This window comes from Rhabdonatronobacter sediminivivens, from assembly GCF_013415485.1.
Lineage (GTDB): Bacteria > Pseudomonadota > Alphaproteobacteria > Rhodobacterales > Rhodobacteraceae > Rhabdonatronobacter > Rhabdonatronobacter sediminivivens.
Genome location: NZ_JACBXS010000046.1, coordinates 1 through 21,054 on the forward strand (window position 1 = coordinate 1; position 21,054 = coordinate 21,054).

Genomic DNA, 21,054 nt, shown 5'->3' on the forward strand with positions numbered 1-21,054 from the left:
ATCTCCGTTCTGTGTCGCAACTGAACAGAATCACAACCTGCTGAATTCACTCAACTCATTTCCGATTGGCCTCTGAGAGGCGGGAGGAGGGCTCCCGCCCGTCGTGGGTGCATCACAGATGCGCCCGCTCCCGTTGGGCCGGGCGCCCGGGCAAGCCCGCGCCGCGGTCGGTGCCTGTGACGGGCCGGGATCGCCGGGGGAGCGCCGGGCTGTCACGTTGGAGCAGCCCGCCAGGCCCCATGTGCAAGGGGACCCGCGGCGGCCTGAGCCATCGCGGTGCCGGGAGGGCGGCGCTGGGCCGCCTGGGCCTGGCCGGGCGGGCGGGCTGGCTATGCCGAAACCTCGGCCAGGATGCGGCGGGCCTCGTCGGCGCAGGGGGTGAGGAGGCTGCGGTCCTCGCCCGGGTAGAAGCGGGCGCGCAGGGCGGTGGCCATGGGGGCCGGGGTGGCGATCTGCACGCGGGGGCCGTGTTTGGCGTTTTCGGCCTGCCAGCTGCGCGCAAGGGCGATCTGCGCGGCCTTGGTGGCGCCGTAGAGGCCATAGAACTTCTGCCCCGCCACCGGGTCATCGAAGAAGAGCGCGGTGCTGCGGACGCTGGCAGTCATCCCGGCCTTCAGCAGGGGCTCTACCAGCGGGATCAGCGCGGCGGTGGCGCGCAGGTTGATGGCGAGCGTGCGGTCCAGATCCTTGGCGCCCACATGCCCGGCGGGAGAGAGGGGCGGTGCATGGATGGCGGTATGCGCCCAGAGCCCGATGCCGCCCCAGCGGTCATGGCATTGGCGGCAGAGGTGGCGCATTGCGTCCTCGGCGGTGATGTCCATGGGCGCGAGCGTGGCGTGGCCGCCGCGCGCCTGGATGCGGTCATCAAGCTCTTCGAGCGCGCCGGTGGTGCGGGCCACGGCCAGGACGTGCCAGCCGTCCTGGGCCAGGGTTTCGGCCAGGGCGGCGCCGAGGCCGCGCGAGGCGCCGGTGACAAGTGCCACACGCGGAGCGCCCGAGTTCTCATCGTTGCTGTTCATGGCGTTCCTTTGCCACCGTGGTGGCGCCTGCGCAAGGGGGCTGGCGTGCGGACGGGGCTTGACCTGGGGGGGGCGGGCGTCGGATAACGCAGCGCAAAGGTCTTGGAACGGAGGGTCTGACCGTGAACGGTTCTCAAACTTTGGTGCATGCGATGGGCGGCACCGAATCCGCATTCCGCAAAGGGGTGATGGTGTTGGCCGGGGCCATGCTGATCACCCTGGGTGCCCGGCTGTCGGTGCCCATGTGGCCGGTGCCGATGTCGCTGCAGACGCTGGCGGTGCTGATGGTCGGTTTCGGCCTGGGCGCGCGGCTGGGGGCGGCTTCGGTGATGACCTATCTGGCGATGGGGGCCATGGGGCTGCCGGTGTTCGTGGCCGGTGCCGGTGTGCCGATGTTGCTGGGCCCGACGGCCGGGTTCCTGTTCGGTTTCGTCGCCATGGCCTGGGCTGCCGGGCTGGCGGCCGAGCGTGGGCTGGCGCGCGGGGTGCTGCGCACGGGTCTGGTTGCTGTGGCGCTTTCGGCTGCGCTCTATGTGCCGGGGGTGCTGTGGCTGGTGGCGATCACGCCGCTGGATATCCTGGGTGCTATCAACGCCGGCATGCTGCCCTTTGTCATGGGCGATGTGATCAAGGCGGCCATGGCGGCGCTGATGGTCACCGGGGCCTGGGCTGCGCTGAAGCGCGCGAAGGGCTGAGCGCGGCGCTTCTGGCTCGCGCGGCGAAGGGGGGCTGTCTGCCCCCCTCACCAGCCCCCGAGGGGCTGGTTTCACCCCCCGAGAGTATTTTCCGGCAAGAAAATGCCCGGGCGGAAGGTTACATCGAGAAGCTGATGCCGCATCCGCAGCTTGAGCTGGCATTGGGATTGTCGATGACAAAGCGTGCGCCGATCAGTTCTTCGGAGAAGTCGATCACGGCGTTTTCCAGGAAGGGGAGCGAGACCGGGTCCACCAGCACCTTGTGCCCGTCCTTTTCCAGAACGATGTCATCTTCGGCCGGGGTGTCAAAGCGGATATCGTATTGAAATCCGGAGCAACCGCCGCCATCGACCGCCACGCGCAGGGCGTGGGATTCGCCGGTATCCTCGGCGATCTCGGCGAGGCGGGCGAAAGCGCGGTCGGTGACGCGGGGGGGGATGGCGATCTGCATGGGTGGCACCTGTGCGGCATTTCCGATCAAACTCATAAGGTATATAACGCCGCCATGGCGTTCCGACAAGCGTTCGGGTGCGCGGCGGGGCAAGGATCACCATGATGAAACCCTTTGCGGCGCATCCGCAGCAGTCGCGCGGACGGCTTCATGCCGAGAAGATGAGCACCTTTCGTTCGCCCTTTCAGCGGGACCGGGACCGGATCATCCATTCCAGCGCCTTTCGGCGGCTGAAGCACAAGACGCAGGTGTTCATCGAGCATGAGGGCGATTACTACCGCACCCGGCTGACCCACAGCATCGAAGTGGCGCAGGTGGCGCGCACTCTGGCCGGGGCGCTGGGGCTGAACACCGATCTGGCCGAGGCCATCGCCCTGGCCCATGATCTGGGTCACCCGCCCTTTGGCCACACCGGCGAGGAAGCGCTGGAGCGGCTGATGGCGCCCTATGGCGGGTTCGATCACAACGCGCAGGCGCTTCGGATCGTCACCGCGCTGGAGCGTCATTACGCGGATTTCGACGGGCTGAACCTGACATGGGAAACGCTGGAGGGGATCGCCAAGCATAACGGTCCGTTGCTGGACCCCGATGGCACCCCACGCAAGGGGCCACTGCCCTATGCGCTGGCGGATTACAACGCGCGCCATGATCTGGAACTGCAAACCCATGCCAGCGCCGAGGCGCAGGTGGCCGCGATTGCCGATGACGTGGCCTATAATCACCATGACCTGCATGACGGGTTACGTTCGGGCCTGTTTACCGAAGATGACCTGATGGCGCTGCCCATCACCGGCCCCGCCTTTGCCGAGGTGGACGCGCTTTACCCCGGGCTGGAGCCCATGCGGCGGCGCCATGAGGCGCTGCGCCGGGTCTTTGGGGTGATGGTGGAGGATGTGCTGGCGGTGGCGGCCACGCGGCTGGGCCCGGCGGCGCCGGGGTCAGCGCAAGCGGTGCGCGATCTGGGCGTGACCATCATCCGCTTCAGTGACCGGTTGTTCCGAGAGTTGAAGGTGATCCGCCAGTTCCTGTTCACGCGCATGTATCGCGCGCCCTCGGTGGTGGCCATGCGGGCCGAGGTGACGGCCATGGTGGATGATCTGTTCCCGCTTTACATGGCGCGGCCCGAATTGCTGCCCGCCGAATGGCGCCGCGATGTAGAGGCGGCGCGCGGGGATACCGCGCTGGCGCGCATCGTCGCCGATTACGTCGCCGGGATGACCGACCGCTTTGCCATCCAGGAGCACGCGCGGCTGGTCAAGGGCCTGTCACCGCAGGATATTCACGCGCTTCCGGGCCGCGCCCTGCGCGGGCGCTGAGCCGCAGCGCACGCTGCCCCAAACCCGTCTTAACCGCGCCGCTGTACCCCTTGCAGACCTTGCAGGGGCGATGGCGGTTGAAAGGATTCGGGCAGACCGCCGAGAATCGAGGGACGGGCAGCAATTGAGCAACGAGCAAACCCCCACAGAGGGGGCGGCCGACCTGGCGGGTCCGGCCAGGATCGCCGCCGAGCAGTTCGAGCGGGCGATGACGCGGATCAATCAGGTGCTCCGCGACATGGAACATGACCCTTCGCGGGCCGCGAAGGAGTTGATCGACGAGACGCGCCTTTTGCGCAAGGCTCTGGAGAACATCTATGAAGAACGCAGACGCATCCGGTCGCTTGGGCTTGCCGGGGACGGACCCGGCGGAATCCTTGACCTTGCCGCAGCCCGCGATGAGATCGGGCGCCGCCTGGCTTGCCTCCGCGCCGCCGGAGGTGGCGCAGAGCTTTCTGGCGGGGCTGAGTGACAGCGCGCTGGCCGCGCTGCCCTGGCTGTTCGAATTCTGGGCGCAGCCGCATCAGCTGCCGCCCGCGGGCGACTGGCGGACCTGGGTCGCGCTGGGCGGGCGCGGGGCGGGCAAGACGCGGGCGGGCGCCGAATGGGTGCGCGCCCAGGTCGAAGGCCCGCGCCCGCTGGAGCGTGGCCCCGCCCGCCGCCTGGCCCTGCTGGGCGAGACCTATGACCAGGTGCGCGAGGTGATGATCTTTGGCGACAGCGGCATCCTGGCCTGTTCGCCCCCCGATCGCCGGCCCCGGTGGGAGGCCTCGCGCCGCCGTCTGGTCTGGCCCAATGGCGCCACCGCCACGGCGTTTTCCGCCAACGACCCCGAGGCCCTGCGCGGCCCCCAGTTCGATGCCGCTTGGGCCGATGAGCTGGCCAAATGGCCCAATGCCGAGGCCACCTGGGACATGCTGCAATTCGCGCTGCGGCTGGGCCGCGACCCGCGCGCCATTGTCACCACTACGCCGCGCAACCAGCCCGCGCTGAAGCGGCTTCTGGCCGCGCCCTCGACCGTGAGCACCCATGCGCCGACCGAGGCCAACCGCGCCTTCCTCGCGCCCGCCTTTCTGGCCGAGGTCCGCGCCCGCTATGCCGGAACGCGCGAGGAGCGTCAGGAGCTGGACGGCATCCTGCTGGATGACGCCGAGGGCACGCTCTGGCCCGCCGAGGCGCTGGCCGCGGCGCGGGTGGCGCGCAGCCCGGAACTGGACCGGGTGGTGGTGGCGGTGGACCCGGCGGTCTCGGGGCACCAGGGGTCGGACCTGTGCGGGATCGTGGTGGTGGGTGCCGTCACCAAGGGGCCGGTGCAGGACTGGCGCGCCTATGTGCTGGAGGATGCCAGCCTGCGCGCCGCCTCGCCCAGCCAATGGGGCCGCGCGGTGATCGACGCCGCCCACCGCCACACCGCCGACCGGGTGGTGGCCGAGGTCAATCAGGGCGGCAACATGGTGGCCGATGTGCTGCGCAACGTGGACCCGCTGGTTCCCTTTCGCCCGCTGCACGCGCGCCAGGGCAAGGGCCTGCGGGCCGAACCTGTGGCCGCGCTCTATGAGCAGGGGCGGGTGAAGCATCTGGGCCGCCTTGGCGCGCTGGAGGAGCAGATGGCGCAGATGACGGCGCAGGGCTTCACCGGGCGCGGCAGCCCGGACCGGGTGGATGCGTTGGTCTGGGCGCTGCATGTGCTGATGATCGAACCGGCGCGCAAGCTGATGCGCCCCAGCGTGCGCAGCCTGTAGCGGCCTCAGCCCTTGCCGGTGGGGCGCTCCCACGGGTCCTTGTGCCGGGCCATGGCCTGGGCGATGGTGGCGGCGTCCACCTCCAGCGCGAAGGTCAGCACCGAACAGGGGGGGCGTTTCAGCGCCCGGTTGGCCAGCGCCATGGCGCGGGCTGCCGGGCGCAGTTTTATTTCCGGGGACAGGCGCAACTGCACCGTATCCCCGTTGGCGCGCACGGTGCTCAAGAGCGCGCGGCGCCAGTCCAGCGCCTCCCACGGGATGGTCTGGTCGCTCAGGCGTAGATCGCGCAGCCCGTCGCGGCTGATGGTCAGGATGGGCGCGGGCTGACGCAGCATGTCCAGTGCCGCCAGAACCCCCACACATCCCGCCGCCAGCACCAGAACGGCCATGGCGATGAACAGCAGCCCCACCAGCGGCAGTTCGGCCAGCAGGCTGATCGCCAGCGCCAGCGCGCCCAGGCCCGCGGGCACCACCAACGCCCAGACCCCCAGCAACGCGCCTGCGCGCAGCGGGTTGGGGTGGGCGGTCAGATCAGGTTTGCGGGCCATGGCCCCGTCTGAACACCCGCGCGCGGCCAAGGTCAAGCGCAAGCGCCCCTGTTGCGTCCTGCGCCCCCACCGCACGGCGCACATAACGGATCGCAAGCATTGCCGGGCATAACCCGGTGCTATCGCCCGCAGCGGCTGCCGCGCCGACCGGAACGGCCCGGCCCCGGCAGATCGGCACCCCAAGGAACCGGAGACCAGATCATGTTCGATTTCTTTCGCAAAGCCGCCAGCGCCAGCGCGCCCGAGGCCAAGGCCTCGGCCGTGGGGCCGCTGACCGCAGGTGTGCCCGCCGCGCGCGCCGCCATCACCGGCGCGGCGCGTCCGGGCCTGGCGCCCGTGCGCAGCGGTGGCGGCGTGCACGCCGGGTTCCAGCGCAACCCGGTGGGGTTCCGTGCCGTGCGGCTGATCGCCGAATCGGCGGCCGCGCTGCCGCTGGTGTTGCAGGATTGTGACCGCCGCTATGAGGCGCACCCGCTGATGACCCTGATCCGCCGCCCCAACCCGGCCCAGGGCAAGGCCGAGCTGCTGGAGGCGCTCTATTCCCAGCTTCTGCTTGCGGGCAACGCCTATGTCGAGGCCGTCCGCCCCGGGGATGCCCCCCTGCCGCAGGAACTGCATGTGCTGCGGTCAGATCGTATGTCGGTGGTGCCGGGCGCCGATGGCTGGCCGGTGGGGTATGATTACACCGTCGGCAGCCGCCGCCACCGCTTCCACATGGGCGACGGCCCGCCGCCCGTTCTACATATCCGCAGCTTCCACCCCACTGACGACCACTATGGCCTGTCGCCGCTGGAGGCCGCGGCCCAGGCGGTGGAGCTGCACAATTCTGCCGCGCATTGGTCGCGCGCGCTGCTGGACAACGCGGCGCGGCCCTCGGGGGCGATTGTCTATCGCGGGCCCGAGGGGCAGGGCAGCATGACCAACGAGCAGTTCGAGCGCCTGCAATCCGAGATGGAATGCCACCACCAGGGCGCGCGCAATGCCGGCCGTCCGATGTTGCTGGAGGGGGGCTTGGACTGGAAACCCATGGGCTTCTCGCCCTCGGACATGGAGTTTCACCGCACCAAGGAGGCCGCTGCCCGCGATATCGCCATCGCCTTTGGCGTGCCGCCGATGCTGCTGGGGATCCCCGGCGATGCCACCTATGCCAATTACCAGGAGGCCAACCGCGCCTTCTATCGCCTGACCGTGCTGCCGCTGGCCACGCGGGTCACAGCGGCGCTGGCGCATTGGCTTTCGGGCCATTCCGGCGCGGCGGTGGAGTTGCGCCCGGATCTGGACCAGGTCCCCGCCCTGGCGCCCGAACGCGAGGCGACCTGGCGCCGGGTGGCCGAGGCCAGTTTCCTGACCGAGGCCGAAAAGCGCGCCCTGCTGGGCCTGCCGCCGGTGGTTGACGGTGGCTGAGCGCGGTGGGCTGGCACGGCGGACCATCGGCGGCTCGCGGTTTCTGTATGACAGTTTCGATGCCGCCCAGGCGCGGATCGAGGCCAGCGAGCGCGTGGCCGCCGAGCGCAAGGAGGCGCTGGATTACCGGTTGGGCCGGATCGAGGCCGCGCTGGAGCGGATCGAAAAGCGGTTGTGGCTGGCGGTCTATGGCGTGGCGGCGGCAGTGCTGCTGCATGGTGCGCTGGCGCTGCTGGCGGTTGCCGGTTGACGGGTGCGGGCGGCAAGGCCCCGCCCGGGCCGCGCGCCCACCCACCCACCCTTGCGCACGGCCCGGGCGGGGCCTTGCCGCCTTTGGGCGTGGTAAAAGATTGCAAAACAGGATGAAGAACATGACGCAATACGCTGATCTGGAACATAAGTTCCACAAGCCCGAGGCCGGGCTGACGCTGGTGGATGGCACTGGCGTCGAAGGTTATGCCAGCCTGTTCGGGGTGCGCGATCGCGGTGGGGACCGGGTGATGGCGGGGGCGTATGCGGCTTCGCTGTCGCGGCTGGCAGCCAGTGGCGGGCGGGTGCGGATGCTGTGGCAGCATGATCCCGCCCAGCCCATCGGCATCTGGGACGAGGTGGCCGAGGATGCCCGTGGTCTGTGGGTCAAGGGCCGATTGCTGACCGGGGTCGCCCGCGCGCGCGAGGCGGCGGCGCTGATCGCCTCGGGGGCGCTGGACGGGTTGTCTATCGGCTATCGCACCATCCGCGCCGAGCGCGACCCTGAAGGCGGGCGCAAGCTGGTCGAACTGGATCTGTGGGAGGTGTCGCTGGTGACCTTTCCGATGCTGCCTGTGGCGCGGGTGGCGACCAAGTCCCGCGATTCGGTACAATCGGCCGCCTTGAGCGCCGTGTTCCGCGATGCCGCCAGCACGCTTTCAGCGATACGGCAGCGACGCTGACCCGGATGGCGCGGAGGCTTCGGCGCGTGCTGTGCGGGCCGCGGAACCGGCTGGTTGAGGCGGGCGCGCGGGACGGGCCTTGGATCACTTCCAGCCGGGAAACTCCAACACCTATCGGGCCATCCAAAGCGACACCCATTTTGCCGTCTGCGTCCACAATCCGACACCTCAGCCGCGCAGATGCGCGGAATGCGCGCTTCGGCTCAGGAATGGCAGGAGGGGATCGCCGTCGCGCTTCCCCGTGGCCCGGCAAAGACGCGACACAAACGGTGGATGCGATGGAGCGTCAAGGAACTCCTCGCATGTAAGACGGTGGGTCAGGTCAGTTGGATCAACCGCTTCAGATCGAGGGGAAATTCGCTGTTTCGCAGCAGGAGGTCTGCGCCAGACCACAAGCGGAATACCCTTTGACCAGCCGGGCATCGCACATGCAGGGAGAGGCCATTTCGGCGCATCAAGTTGCGCTCTGGGACGCAACCCACTGGCATTCTTGCACACAGGGCATGCCCCGGCCGCACCTGATCGCCGGATGCGCCGCGCTGGTTCGGGCCGACTGGAAACTCTCTCATCCAGACTTGCAGAGCGGTGCCGGGTGGCGTATGCGATACGCGCGGGTGATTAGCTCAGTTGGTAGAGCGCTTCGTTTACACCGAAGATGTCGGGAGTTCGAGTCTCTCATCACCCACCATGTTTTCAGGCGTTTATGAGACATGTGCGCGGGTTCATCGAACCGGGTGCGGCTTTGCGAAGTCCAGAATCGCGGCGGCCGGGGATCGAGGGAACGGGGCCGCCTGCCCATGCCGCCAGATATCCGAACAGCGCGGCCTGCAGTGGTGAGCATCAGCGAGATGGCCAGCCGGATATGCGGTTTGCAATCAGGACGTTGGCATCCACAGAAGGCGAATTTCGGCCAGGTCGGTCCTTTGCTGGCGCAGGCGGAGTGAGATGCGCGATTGCGCGCCTTCGATCGGGGTTTCCAGCAGTTCGACCACGGCAATCACGCCTTCGTCGCGGTAATCAAGGCGCAGGTCGCCGATGGCATGGGGCGGCACGATCCCCTTCAGACAGGCGCGGACCTGGGCCTGCAATTCCGGGCGCAGGGCAGCCTCATGGGCCGCAGGGCCATCGGCATGGCCATCGGGTTCGGGGTGGATGATGATCTCGGCCATGTCGGGGACCTGTTGCAGCACATTTGCCCGGGCGGCTTCGCACAGGCGGTGCGCCTCGGACAGGGTCATGGCGGGGTCAAGCGTGATATGCACATCCGCCTGAACCTGCCCGCCCATGTTGCGCAGGCGCAGGTCGTGGGCATCGCGCACGCCGGGTGTGGCCACCAGCGCGCGGGTGGTGGCTTCGGCCATGCCCGCAGAGGGGGCGGTGTCCACCAGTTCGCGGATCGCGGGGCGGCCGTATCGCCAGGCCACGCGCCCCAGCATCATTGCGATGATCGCCGCACCCAGCGCATCCGCCAGGGGCCAGCCCAGCATCGCCGCGCCAATCCCCCCCAGCGCAACCACGGATGTCGCCGCGTCCGAGCGGTGGTGCCAGGCATTCGCCGCCATCATGGTTGAACCGGTCCGCCGTGCCACCGCCCTGGTGTAGTGATAGAGCCCCTCTTTCAATGCGATGGACAGGCCCGCGACCCATAGCGCCAGCATGCCCGGCGCGGTTGTGGGCGGATCCATCAGGCGCAGGCCCGCGTCAATCAGGATCCCGGCGGCGGCAAAGGTCAGCATGGCGGCAATCGCCAGCGTTGCCAGCGTTTCGAACCGGCCATGGCCAAAGGGATGTTCCGCATCGGGCGGGCGGTGAGAATGGCCCAGCGCCCAGATCACGGCGGCGTCCGAGGCGAGATCGGAGAGCGAATGCACCCCGTCGGCCACCAGCGCCTGGCTATGGGCCAGAAGCCCGGCGAGGATCTTGCCCGCAGCCAGGGGCCCGTTCAGGATCACACCCGCCCAGGCCGCGCGGCGCTTGTCGCGCAGGGCATCTGCATCAGATTGCCTTGTGGGGTCTGTCATACGCGGCACACTCCTGCAGAAGACGACCCACAGGCGTCATCTGGCGCGCATATTGCCGTGGTCGCGGGCGTTTGCGCAAGACCGGGACGGCCACGGCCCGGTCCGCGCAGGCCGGGCGCGGACATCCCGGTCCAGCCGCGTCAGGTTCGAAATCTGCGCTGCGGCGGGCAGCAGGGCAAGGCCGCGCCGGAAAACCGCGGTGCGCAGCCCCGTCACTCTGGCGGGGGTGACCGCTGGGCTGACCGGATCACTGACGGTCCTTTGCCCAGCTTTGCAAGGTCATCTGGTGGATGATTTCGATCTGAGCTGCATCCACCGGCACCTCGGTCACCGTTTTCAGCCCGTCATCATGAAAGATGTAGAGGCGTGAGGTGAATTGCGCAAAGGGCAGCGAGGCCTCGCCAAGCCGCTCTCCGTTGCCCTGGGTCGATACGACGATCCCGTGCCCCCAATCCTGACCGCTGTCATTGTTGGGGTTGAAGAAATAGACACGCATCTCGCCGGATTGATCCAGCGCCACCCGGATGATGGAAATGGCGTGCCAGCCGACAAAACTTCCCTGACTGTCGGTCACCGCGATACCCGCAGGTTGGGGGTGGATGACAGGTTCATTGCCGTTGTGAAAGGGGTGATAGGCCTTGTGGAAATCCTCGATGAACCGATCATGGGCCTGCAGTTTGCCGGTCGCGATATCCACGGCGATGTGAAACTCCCGCCCGACCCACCAGCCGTGCAGCTCCGGATTGATCCAGCGGTGCGGGTCTTCACCGCGCCCTGCGACCAGACGGCCCATTTCCGCATAGATACGGTCCAGATGCGGAACCAGAACCACGGACACCGGGTCCGCATCCAGTGGCGTGTGCAGCGCCAGACCGCCGGGCAGAAGGGCCGAGTCCAGCGCCTGTCCTTCGAAATGCATGATCAGGCGGTCGTTCGATGTCACCTGGGCCAGTTGCCACAGCAGGTAATCAGGATCGTTGAGCGCCCACATGGACAGCGCGCGGGCCGCCTGACAGGTGGGGTTGTTGCCCTGACCGATCCCCAGCGGTTGCCCCAGCAGCATCATCGCGCCTGCGACCAGACGCTGGTGGGGCGTGGGCTCAGGCCCGAATGCCGCGGTCAAGGCCGCCACGGTGGCCGGGCTCAGGCTGGACCCCAGCAGCCGCCAGAGCGAGGGTGCAATCGGCGGCGAATAGAGAATCCCGCGCTCCAGCATCAGAGCAATGCCAAGCACCGCCTGCGCTGTGCCCGGCCGCACCGCAGCCGCGATCAGTTGCTGCACCAACGCCTGATAGCAGCGCAGCGAATCCAGCCCAGTGCTGCTGAGGCCCAGCGCATCCGCGACAAGATGGCTTTGCCCGCATTCCAGCACGAACCGCAGGAACGCGGCGTGATAGTCCGATACCAGGCCCGTGTCATGCATCGCCCGCGCCATGCCGGTGGCTTCGGCCTGCAAGGTGCCGGCATCCGCTGCCCCCAGACGGTCGCGATAGGCCTCCAGCCCGGGGTCCTCGCGGCACAGCTCGGTCGGACCGAAGAGCGCGCTGATCAGCCGGTCAGCGCCCAGGCGTGTGTCGCTGGCGCTGAAGCTCTGCCCGTCTTCATTCATGGCCAGCGCGATCTGCAGGATCATCGATTTGACATGATCGACCTGAATGGGCCGCTGGCGCAGGATGCGCCAGACTTCATCCACAAGCTGGCCCAGGATCCCTTCGGTTCCGACACTGGCAAGGATGTGCTTGAGCAAGGCATCCACGGCGCGGTCCAGTTCGCCCGCATTGACGCGGGCAGCCTCATGGTGGGCGCCAAGGATACGGTCCAGGTTCAGGGCCAGAACCTGCGCAAGGAAATGCCGCGCATGTTCGGTCGGCACCCCGGGTTGCGTCGTATCATCACGGGCGGCCGCGAGGAACCGCAGAAGGTTGACACATTCCAGCGCCACGGTCCGCGCATCGGCCATCCGCAGGGTGTTGCCGACCATTCCGGGGACAAGGCTGGAAGGCACGGCCCAATCCGTTCCGTCAAAGATACCGGCCTGTTCCAGCTCTGCCACCCGTGGCGCAAGGGTGGCGATCCCCTCGGGGTGTTTCAGCAGTCGCTTGATCGTATCCAGCATCCGCCCCTGATAGGTCGCCTTGCCGGCGGAGGATGCGGTCGCAAGCTGCGAGAGCACATGATCGAAGCTGCGCAGGATCGGAGCAAGAGTTTCATCCTGAAGGCTGGTGGTCATTCTGAACAGTCCCGTTTCGCGCATCTGCGCCGCTGTGCATGTGGTGGCAACCTTGCGGCTATCCCTTGATACTACAACCCTTCGGGCTGTGAATTTGTCGTTAAAACCCTGTTCATGGCGCATGGTGCGCCCATCACATGGGCGAACCGGACGGCCCATGCAGGCCGCCCGGTCCCGGCGCGATGGTCGCGCGCAGCCCGGTCAGACGTAGAAATCAAGCTCTTCCTGCGCCTTCAGCAGGTCGCGCAACCGGTGCGGGTCCTCGCCAAAGAAATAGACCAGGCCCCAATGGGTGCCAAAGGCCGTGCGCTTGGTCACTTTCGATTCCATCGGCGGGGCAAGCTCGTGGAACTCGAAATACGGGTCGTTCTCGGTTTCCTCGGGGATGGCCAGTTCACTGACCACACGGCGGCGGGGATAGACCCCGAAGCAGCCGGCATGGCCCTTGGCGTCCTTGACCGGGGTGGGGAAGAAGGCATCCAGCTCTTCCTGCGTGGCCTTGGGGTCAAAGGCCAGCACCAGCGCCTGATAGGCGTTGAAGCCATAGGCGCGTTCCATCAGCTCGAAGGCGTTGAACCCCGGCGGGCGATAGGCCACCTCTCCGAAATACATCGTGCCGTCATTGGTGACGAAGTATTCCGGGTGGATGAAGCCGAAATCGATGTCGAAGACCTCGATCAGCTTCTCGATTTCCCTGGTGATCTTCTCGCGGTATTTCTCCAGCTCGGGCGTGGCGGGCACAAAGACCGAATACCCCAGGGTCACGTATTCCGAGATGTTCAGGAACTGGATCTTGCGATCCTTGATCCAGGCCTCGACCGCGAATTCCCAGCCGTCCAGGTGCGATTCCAGCAGCGCGGGGAATTCCTCATCGGCGATCGCGGCCACATCATCGGGCGAGCGGATGACCCGGTGGCCCAGGCAGCCCGCCTTGTCGAAGGCCTTGAAATGGATCGGATCGTTGGGGTCACCATCCAGTTTCAGCAGCGTCTGGTTCACGCGCTTGAGGAAGCGGATCACATCGGTCTGATCCATCGCTTCCTCGAAGATGCCGACGCGAATACCGCCCAACTGCGCGCGCCGCTTCATCAGCGACTTGTCGCGAAACAGCATCGACTGGCCCAGCAGGCGCGGGTTGTCCAGCAGCACCGAGTTGACCGCGCCAGCCCATTCAACCGTTTCCTCGAACAGGGGAATGGCGACATCGACGCCCATCTCCTTGAGCGTTGTTGCAAGCTCGAAGGACCGGTCATTCAGGCGTTCGAAATCCCAGCTGACAAACGGAATATTGTGTTGGGTCGCGTATTCCTCGGCCCATTGCGGGGCAACAATCACATAGCGCCGGTCAAATCTCTCCAGCGCATCGATGCATCTGAGGCTCCATCCAAGGATGGCGACGTAACCTTTTTGTGGATCTTTGGTTTGCACGGTTTTCCCTTCTTGAACTCGATTTACACGGAGCACAGCGCCCATCGGTTGCAGGCCGCGCTCACGCACCATGTTTACTTTGTAGCATGAAGTAGTGATGTGTTCCACCCGTGTGAATTATTGTAATAAAATCAATGTAATATTTCAGAGATGGCAGTGTTTCGGAAGTTTCATTCGGATATTTGATTAGTTTTGACAAGTTATTTGCGGTCGCGCAATGGGTGTCACCCCTGTGCGGCCCTGTGCGGGCTCACATCCGCCGTGCAGGATGATCCGCTCGGCCGCAGGGCCACGCGCGGACAGGTGCCGGGGGAGGGCAGGCGCCTGCGGGGCAGCAGGAGGCATCCGGTGATCCGCCAGCTGAGACCACCGATCCGATGCGGCCGGGGCACTGCTGGGGCGCAGGATCATGGAGGGTATGGTGGGCGATGACAGATTCGAACTGCCGACATCTTCGATGTGAACGAAGCGCTCTACCACTGAGCTAATCGCCCTGCCGCGCGTTATCTATCGCCGCCCTTCGCGCTGTGCAAGAGGCAATCACGCCGGAAACGGCCTATTGTCCTGCGCCCGGGCAGGCGCCATGAAGACGCCCCGCATCGGGGGGGCCGGTGCGGGACGTAACGCTGTTTTTCAGCCGGGCGTCAGTGCGCCCGTGCCTGTGCGCCGGACCCGGCCTGCTCGGCCATGCGGGCGGCCTGGGCGGCTTCCTCGGCCTGTTCATCCCAGTCGATCGGCGTAGGCTCAGACACCAGCGCATGGCGCAGCACGTCCGAGACATGCGCTACGGGGATGATCGTCAGCCCGTCCTTCACATTGTCCGGGATCTCGGGCAGGTCCTTGGCGTTTTCCTCGGGGATCAGCACCGTGGTGATGCCACCGCGCAGGGCCGCCAGCAGCTTCTCCTTCAACCCGCCGATCTGCAGGACATTGCCGCGCAAGGTCACCTCGCCGGTCATGGCGACATCCTTGCGCACCGGGATCTTGGTCAGCACGGACACGATGGATGTCACCATCGCCACGCCTGCGCTGGGGCCGTCCTTGGGCGTCGCACCTTCGGGGACGTGGACATGGATGTCCAGCGTGTCGAATTTCGGCGGCTTCACCCCCACGCTGGGCGCGATGGAGCGCACGAACGAGCTGGCCGCGTCGATGGATTCCTTCATCACATCGCCCAGCTTGCCGGTGGTCTTCATCCGCCCCTTGCCCGGCAGGCGCAGGGCTTCGATCTGCAGCAGATCCCCGCCCACGCTGGTCCAGGCCAGGCCCGTGGTCACACCGATCTGGTCCTCCTTCTCGGCCAGACCGAACTTGTGCCGCGGCACGCCCAGGAAATCGGACAGGTTTTCGGCCGTGACCGAGATCTGCCTGGCCTCTTTCTTGATGATCTGCGTCACTGCCTTGCGCGAAATCTTGGCAAGCTCGCGCTCCAGGTTGCGGACCCCGGCTTCGCGGGTGTAGCGGCGCACGGTCTCCAGCAGGGCCTCATCGGTGATCTCCAACTCGCCCTTGCGCAGCCCGTGGTTCTTGATCGCCTTTGGCAGCAGGTGGCGGCGCGCGATCTCCAGCTTCTCATCCTCGGTGTAGCCGGCCAGCGGGATGATCTCCATCCGGTCCAGCAGGGGCGAGGGCATGTTGTAGCTGTTGGCCGTGGTCACGAACATCACGTCCGAGAGGTCATATTCGACCTCAAGATAATGATCCACGAAGGTGGAGTTCTGTTCGGGGTCCAGCACCTCCAGCATCGCGCTGGCCGGGTCGCCTCGGAAATCCTGCCCCATCTTGTCGATTTCATCGAGCAGGATCAGCGGGTTGGTGGTCTTGGCCTTGCGCAGGGACTGGATGATCTTGCCCGGCATGGACCCGATATAGGTCCGCCGGTGGCCGCGGATCTCCGATTCGTCGCGCACGCCGCCCAGGCTGATGCGGATGAACTCGCGCCCCGTGGCCTTGGCCAGCGACCGCCCCAACGAGGTCTTGCCCACGCCCGGAGGGCCGACAAGGCACAGGATCGGCCCCTTCAGCTTGGCGCTGCGCGCCTGCACGGCCAGATACTCGACAATCCGTTCCTTGACCTTTTCCAGGCTGTAGTGATCGGCGTCCAGAACCTCCTGCGCGCGGCCCAGATCCTTCTTGACGCGGCTTTTCTTGCCCCAGGGCAGGGACAGCATCCAGTCCAGATAATTGCGCACGACCGTGGCCTCGGCCGACATCGGCGACATGGATTTCAGCTTCTTCAGCTCCGCCTCGGCCTTGGTGCGGGCCTCCTTGGACAGCTTGACGGCGGCGATCTTCTCTTCCAGTTCGCCCAGTTCGTTCTGGCCGTCCTCACCGTCGCCCAGCTCCTTCTGAATGGCCTTCATCTGCTCATTCAGGTAGTACTCGCGCTGGGTGCGCTCCATCTGGCTTTTCACGCGGGTCTTGATCTTGCGCTCCACCTGCAGCACCGACATTTCGGACTGCATCTGCGCATAGACCATCTCCAGCCGCTCGGCCGTGACCAGCGCCTCCAGCATCTTCTGCTTTTCGGGCACGTCCACGCCAAGATGGCCCGCGGTCAGATCCGCCAGCCGCGCCGGGTCCTCGCATTCTGCAATGGCGCTCAGGGCTTCTTCGGGGATGTTCTTGCGGATCTTGGCATAGCGCTCGAACTCGGCGCGCACGGACCGGGTCAGCGCACGCAGGGTGGCCGGGTCGCCGTCGGTTTCTTCCAGCGCTTCGGCCACAGCCTCGAAATGCGCCGGATTGTCCAGGTATTCGGTGATCTGCACCCGTGAGCGCCCTTCGACCAGCACCTTCACCGTGCCATCGGGCAGCTTGAGCAGTTGCAGCACATTGGCCAGCACACCGACGCGAAAGATCGCATCCGTGTCCGGGTCTTCATCCGCATGATCCTTCTGCGAAACCAGAAGGATCTGCTTGTCCTCGGCCATCACCACTTCCAGCGCGCGGACGGATTTCTCACGCCCCACGAACAGCGGCACAATCATGTGCGGAAACACCACCATGTCGCGCAGGGGAAGAACCGGATAGCTGTTGTGCTGGGAACCGCTCATGTCTTGCCTCTAACTTGTCCTGTCATCGGGGCGCGCCGGGCGCCCGCTGTCCCGCAATATGTGGGCCAGTTGCCACAGCGTTTCAAGCATGGTGACATTCCGGTGTCCATGACAGAAGGGTGTGGCAGAACTTCGACCATATTGCGGGCGGCCATGGTTCGCAGGCGCAGCCTTGCCCCCTCTGGCCCCTTGGGCTATGGCACCACGCGAAGATCGGACCCCGGCGGACACAGGACAGGGCGCAGAGCATCATGGCGAAGAGCAAAGGACCAAAGCGCCCTCGCGCGGCCACGCCAAAGGGCTTTCGGGACTATTTCGGCGCCGAGGTCACGGCCCGCAACGCCATGCTGGCCCGCATCGCCGAGGTCTACCAGCGCTACGGCTTCGATCCGCTGGAGACAAGCGCCGTGGAGACGGTCGAGGCGCTGGGCAAGTTCCTGCCCGATGTGGACCGCCCGAACGAGGGCGTCTTTGCCTGGGAGGAAGACAGCGATTGGCTGGCCCTGCGCTATGACCTGACGGCACCCCTGGCCCGCGTGGCGGCGCAATACCGCAGCGATCTGCCGTCGCCGTATCGCCGCTACGCCATGGGGCCGGTCTGGCGCAACGAAAAGCCCGGCCCGGGGCGGTTTAGGCAGTTCTATCAATGTGATGCGGATACAGTGGGCGCGGCCTCGGTGGCGGCGGATGCCGAGATTTGCGCCATGCTGGCCGACGCGCTGGAGGCCGTGGGGATCGAGCGCGGGGACTATGTGATCCGCGTGAACAATCGCAAGGTGCTGAACGGGGTGATGGAGGTTGCGGGTATCGCCCAAGATGACCTTAGGACACGCGGAATAGTGTTGCGCGCAATCGACAAGATAGATCGCCTTGGACCGGAAGGCGTTAGGGCGTTGCTGGGAAAAGGGCGCAAAGACGAAAGCGGAGATTTCACTGAGGGCGCTGACCTCGACCACGGTGCGATAGCCATGATCATAGCATTTGCCCTCCCAAATGCTTCGCAGAGTGGTTTCGTCATGGAAAACGAGAGTGGGGAGGCCCTTGAGCTTTCGTTGCGCGAGATCCTGGAGCACTCCCTAGAAGGGAAACACGGCTTAGCTGAGACCGACGAGATTATCAGCCTGGTTAGGGCGCAAGGCTACGGGGAAGATCGTATCCGAATGGATACATCAGTGGTCCGCGGCCTTGGCTACTACACCGGCCCGGTCTACGAGGCCGAGCTGACCTTCGAGATCACCGACGAAAAGGGCCGCCCGCGCCAGTTCGGCTCGGTGGCGGGCGGCGGGCGCTATGATGACCTTGTCAAACGCTTCACCGGGCAGTCCGTCCCCGCCACCGGCGTCTCCATCGGTGTGGACCGGCTGCTGGCAGCCCTCGCTGCCAAGGGGCGTGGTGAGACCGACGCCTCTGGCCCGGTGGTGGTGACGGTGATGGACCGCGACCGCATGGCCGATTACTTCGCGCTGGTGAACACGCTCCGCAAAGCAGGCATCCGGGCCGAGCCCTACCTCGGCAACCCGAAGAATTTCGGCAACCAGCTCAAATACGCCGACAAGCGCGGCGCGCCGGTCGCCATCATCCAGGGCGAGGACGAGCGAAAGCGCAAAGCAGTGCAGGTCAAGGACCTCATCCTCGGTGCCAAGATCGCCCAGGAAGCCACTGTTGAAGAATGGAAATCCCAGCCCGCGCAGTTCGAGGTGCCGGTGGCGGAGATGGTCGCCGCCGTCCGGCGCATCCTGGACCGGGGCTGATGCCCGAGTGCGCCGCAACCCTTGCCGTGGCCGCGCGGCTGTCCCGGCATTTCCGGGCCGCGGGCGCCGTGCCGGTCCATGCCGACATCCTGCAACCCGCCGAAACCCTGCTGGACCTTTATGGCGAGGATATCCGCGCCCGCGCCTATGTCACCCGCGACCCGCTGGCGGGCGAGATGATGCTGCGCCCCGATTTCACCGTCCCGGTGGTGCAGGCGCATATGACGAACGGCGCCGAGCCCGCGCGCTACACCTACGAAGGCCCGGTCTTTCGCAAGCAGGAGGCCCCCGGCGCCCGCGCCCGCGAATACCTGCAGGTGGGCTATGAGCTGTTTGACCGCACCGACCCGGCGCTCGCGGATGCCGAGGTGTTTGCCCTGATCGCCAGCGCGCTGGACGGTCTGCCCCTGCGCCCGGTGACCGGCGATATCGGCCTGCTGCGCGCCGCCGTGGCGGGGCTGTCCCTGACGGATCACCGGCGCGCCGCGCTCATGCGCCATATCTGGCGGCCCGCGCGCTTCCGCGCCCTGATCGAACGCTTCACCGGCCGCGGCCCGCTGGCCGAGGCTCGCGCCGCCCTGACCGACCGCCTGCGCGCCGCCTCGGCCGAGGCGCTGATCGCCGAAGCCGGGCCGGTGATCGGGCTGCGCAGTGCGGACGAAATCACTGACCGCGTGGCCACTCTGCTGGCCGATGCCGAGACCCCGCCGCTCCCCGCCGCCGAGGTGGCGTTGATGAATGCAATCCTGTCGGTGGCCATGCCCTCCCGCGCCGCGCTGGAGCATCTGCGCGCGCTGGACTGGTCGGCGCTTGCCCCCGCGCTTGAGCGTCTGGCCCGCAGGCTGGACGCGCTGGACGCGCGCGGCATCGACACCGCAACCCTGCCGTTCGAGGCCAGCTTCGGCCGCTCCAGCATGGAATATTACGACGGCTTCGTCTTTGGCTTCGTGGCCGAGGGCGCGGGCCTGCCGCCCGTGGCCACCGGCGGGCGCTATGACGCGCTGACCTCGGTGCTGGGGCAGGGGCGCGCGATCCCGGCGGTGGGGGGCGTGATCCGCCCCGCGCTGGTAGCGGCACTGGAGGGCGCGCAATGACCCTGACGCTGGGTGTGCCCTCCAAGGGGCGGCTGATGGACAAGACCTTTGAATGGTTCGCCGCCCGCGGCATCACCCTGCGCCGCAGCGGCGCCGACCGCGAATACGCGGGCGCGGTCGAAGGCTTTGACGGGCTGCGGCTGGTGCTGCTGTCGGCGGGCGAGATCCCGCGCGAACTGGCCGCCGGGCGGATCCATCTGGGGGTGACAGGCTCGGATCTGGTGCGCGAGGGGCTGGCGGATTGGCCCGCGCAGGTGGCCGAACTGGCGCCCATGGGCTTTGGCCATGCGGACCTGATCATCGCGGTTCCGGCGGCCTGGGTGGATGTGGATACGCTTGATGATCTGGACGCGGCGGCGGCGGCGTTCCGGGCCCGCCACGGGTTCCGGCTGCGCATCGCCACCAAGTATCACCGCCTGGTGCGCGAACATCTGCGCGCCCATGGGGTGGCGGATTATCAACTTGTTGACAGCCAGGGCGCCACCGAAGGCACGGTCAAGAACCTGACCGCCGAGGCCGTGGCCGACATCACCTCGACCGGGGCGACATTGCGGGACAACCACCTGAAGGTGCTCTCCGGCCCGCCGGTCCATGCCAGCCAGGCCACGCTCTTTGCATCACGCCGGGCGGACTGGAGTGGGGGGCGTGCGCCTCTGGCCCAGTTGGCGCAGCGGTTGAACCTGACGCTCCCGCAGGACCACTAGCGTTCGCCGCCTGACGTGAGGTCCGCGCGCCCCATGCTATGCTGTCGCGAGGGGTGGTCATGTGGGACGGAGCGGTCATTCGCTGAGTGTGCCGCAAGGGAGGGCCGAACCTACGTTGAGCTGCGAAGCATATAAATAAAAAGACATTAACTTTGTTCACACTTCACGTCTTTTGGGGAACACTTTGCGGAAGCAGATATTCAGTAAAATTGTCGGGTCCGTGGCTCCAATGGTGATCGGCAGGGAGTGGTAAGTTTTTGTAAAGTAGAAGAAACGCAAGAGCCTCTACCGCCTTTGTACACTGGACATAGTTCCCAAAGGCGTCATTGCTGCCATGGTCAAACGTATCGAGGGCAAACCGATTGCGAAGATCGAGAGCTTTGTTGATATCAGAAAGAAAACGTTTTTTTCAATTCCTGATTGCCTTCTGCCACAACAAGATTGATCAGCCTTCTATAAACGTCCCTTCGGCTTTCACAATTAAGTTTCTCGATCGCGAAAGCGATCCTGCGATCCATCTTCAAACCAAGTTCCTCTGCCTTCGCTTGCGCGATCTCAGTGATCTTCTTGAGTTCACCCTCGATTCCTAGGCTCAGGACCTATTGATTTCAGCCTTGCGGCGTGATTCACGCTCCGCAAGGAGACCAATCAATGAGCAATCTT

Annotated in this window: 17 protein-coding genes and 2 tRNA genes; 11 read left to right on the forward strand and 8 right to left on the reverse strand. The window is 66.2% G+C overall.

Annotated elements, in window-relative coordinates; all coding sequences use genetic code 11:
- Positions 1-329: 329 nt before the first annotated feature.
- Positions 330-1,019 carry an SDR family NAD(P)-dependent oxidoreductase gene (locus HUK65_RS15785; protein WP_179907239.1) on the reverse strand — a complete coding sequence of 230 codons (690 nt, stop codon included), beginning with the start codon at positions 1,017-1,019 and terminating at the stop codon, positions 330-332.
- Positions 1,020-1,141: 122 nt separating this feature from the next.
- On the opposite strand from HUK65_RS15785, the gene HUK65_RS15790 reads away from it, so the two are divergent.
- A complete protein-coding gene (locus tag HUK65_RS15790) occupies positions 1,142-1,714 on the forward strand; it encodes a biotin transporter BioY (protein ID WP_327787138.1) in 573 nt (190 codons plus the stop codon).
- A gap of 118 nt (positions 1,715-1,832) precedes the next feature.
- On the opposite strand, the gene HUK65_RS15795 is transcribed toward HUK65_RS15790, so the two are convergent.
- On the reverse strand, positions 1,833-2,159 hold the full coding sequence (locus HUK65_RS15795; RefSeq protein ID WP_179907253.1) for a HesB/IscA family protein: 327 nt from the start codon (positions 2,157-2,159) through the stop codon (positions 1,833-1,835).
- A 107-nt stretch (positions 2,160-2,266) separates the two neighbouring features.
- Here HUK65_RS15795 and HUK65_RS15800 point away from each other — a divergent pair, with 107 nt between their 5' ends.
- From HUK65_RS15800 to HUK65_RS15810, 3 genes are all read left to right on the forward strand, one after another.
- Complete coding sequence (locus HUK65_RS15800) at positions 2,267-3,481, forward strand: deoxyguanosinetriphosphate triphosphohydrolase (protein ID WP_179907240.1); 1,215 nt, start codon at positions 2,267-2,269, stop codon at positions 3,479-3,481.
- A 70-nt stretch (positions 3,482-3,551) separates the two neighbouring features.
- Positions 3,552-3,953, forward strand: a complete 402-nt coding sequence (locus tag HUK65_RS15805) for a hypothetical protein (RefSeq protein ID WP_179907241.1) — start codon at positions 3,552-3,554, stop codon at positions 3,951-3,953.
- Positions 3,880-5,223 (forward strand): DNA-packaging protein, encoded by a 1,344-nt coding sequence (locus HUK65_RS15810; RefSeq protein WP_179907242.1) that lies wholly within the window; start codon positions 3,880-3,882, stop codon positions 5,221-5,223. The genes HUK65_RS15805 and HUK65_RS15810 overlap by 74 nt, the downstream gene beginning before the upstream one ends.
- A gap of 5 nt (positions 5,224-5,228) precedes the next feature.
- On the opposite strand, the gene HUK65_RS15815 is transcribed toward HUK65_RS15810, so the two are convergent.
- Positions 5,229-5,771, reverse strand: coding sequence for a hypothetical protein (locus HUK65_RS15815; protein ID WP_179907243.1), 543 nt, complete (start codon positions 5,769-5,771; stop codon positions 5,229-5,231).
- 198 nt (positions 5,772-5,969) lie between these two features.
- On the opposite strand from HUK65_RS15815, the gene HUK65_RS15820 reads away from it, so the two are divergent.
- The 4 genes from HUK65_RS15820 to HUK65_RS15835 all read left to right on the forward strand — a co-directional run bounded on the left by HUK65_RS15820 (position 5,970) and on the right by HUK65_RS15835 (position 8,795).
- Entirely contained in the window at positions 5,970-7,175 is a 1,206-nt protein-coding gene (locus HUK65_RS15820; RefSeq protein ID WP_327787142.1) for a phage portal protein, read from the forward strand.
- Complete coding sequence (locus HUK65_RS15825) at positions 7,168-7,425, forward strand: GTA head formation protein, RCAP_rcc01685 family (RefSeq protein ID WP_327787139.1); 258 nt, start codon at positions 7,168-7,170, stop codon at positions 7,423-7,425. The genes HUK65_RS15820 and HUK65_RS15825 overlap by 8 nt, the downstream gene beginning before the upstream one ends.
- Before the next feature lie 112 nt (positions 7,426-7,537).
- Complete coding sequence (locus HUK65_RS15830) at positions 7,538-8,107, forward strand: HK97 family phage prohead protease (RefSeq protein ID WP_179907245.1); 570 nt, start codon at positions 7,538-7,540, stop codon at positions 8,105-8,107.
- A gap of 612 nt (positions 8,108-8,719) precedes the next feature.
- Positions 8,720-8,795: transfer RNA gene (locus HUK65_RS15835), tRNA-Val, on the forward strand.
- A 187-nt stretch (positions 8,796-8,982) separates the two neighbouring features.
- Here HUK65_RS15835 and HUK65_RS15840 read toward each other — a convergent pair.
- The 5 genes from HUK65_RS15840 to lon form a co-directional block, all read right to left on the reverse strand.
- The gene (locus HUK65_RS15840; protein ID WP_179907246.1) at positions 8,983-10,128 is read right to left on the reverse strand and encodes a cation diffusion facilitator family transporter; all 1,146 of its coding nucleotides are present in this window, start codon (positions 10,126-10,128) and stop codon (positions 8,983-8,985) included.
- A 247-nt stretch (positions 10,129-10,375) separates the two neighbouring features.
- Positions 10,376-12,358 (reverse strand): hypothetical protein, encoded by a 1,983-nt coding sequence (locus HUK65_RS15845; protein ID WP_179907247.1) that lies wholly within the window; start codon positions 12,356-12,358, stop codon positions 10,376-10,378.
- A 201-nt stretch (positions 12,359-12,559) separates the two neighbouring features.
- Positions 12,560-13,786: an ATP-grasp domain-containing protein gene (locus tag HUK65_RS15850; RefSeq protein ID WP_327787140.1), complete on the reverse strand. Its 1,227-nt coding sequence runs from the start codon at positions 13,784-13,786 to the stop codon at positions 12,560-12,562.
- Between the two features lie 419 nt (positions 13,787-14,205).
- Positions 14,206-14,280: transfer RNA gene (locus HUK65_RS15855), tRNA-Val, on the reverse strand.
- Between the two features lie 150 nt (positions 14,281-14,430).
- A complete protein-coding gene (gene lon, locus HUK65_RS15860; protein WP_179907248.1) occupies positions 14,431-16,842 on the reverse strand; it encodes an endopeptidase La in 2,412 nt (803 codons plus the stop codon).
- A 251-nt stretch (positions 16,843-17,093) separates the two neighbouring features.
- Between lon and hisS the strand changes: the two genes are divergently transcribed.
- The 3 genes from hisS to hisG are packed head-to-tail and all read left to right on the forward strand — an operon-like array spanning position 17,094 to position 20,391.
- Positions 17,094-18,593: a histidine--tRNA ligase gene (hisS, locus tag HUK65_RS15865; RefSeq protein WP_179907249.1), complete on the forward strand. Its 1,500-nt coding sequence runs from the start codon at positions 17,094-17,096 to the stop codon at positions 18,591-18,593.
- Positions 18,593-19,687 carry an ATP phosphoribosyltransferase regulatory subunit gene (locus HUK65_RS15870; RefSeq protein ID WP_179907250.1) on the forward strand — a complete coding sequence of 365 codons (1,095 nt, stop codon included), beginning with the start codon at positions 18,593-18,595 and terminating at the stop codon, positions 19,685-19,687. Before hisS ends, HUK65_RS15870 begins: the two co-directional genes overlap by 1 nt.
- Entirely contained in the window at positions 19,684-20,391 is a 708-nt protein-coding gene (gene hisG / locus HUK65_RS15875) for an ATP phosphoribosyltransferase (RefSeq protein WP_179907251.1), read from the forward strand. Before HUK65_RS15870 ends, hisG begins: the two co-directional genes overlap by 4 nt.
- The last annotated feature ends 663 nt before the right edge of the window (positions 20,392-21,054 follow it).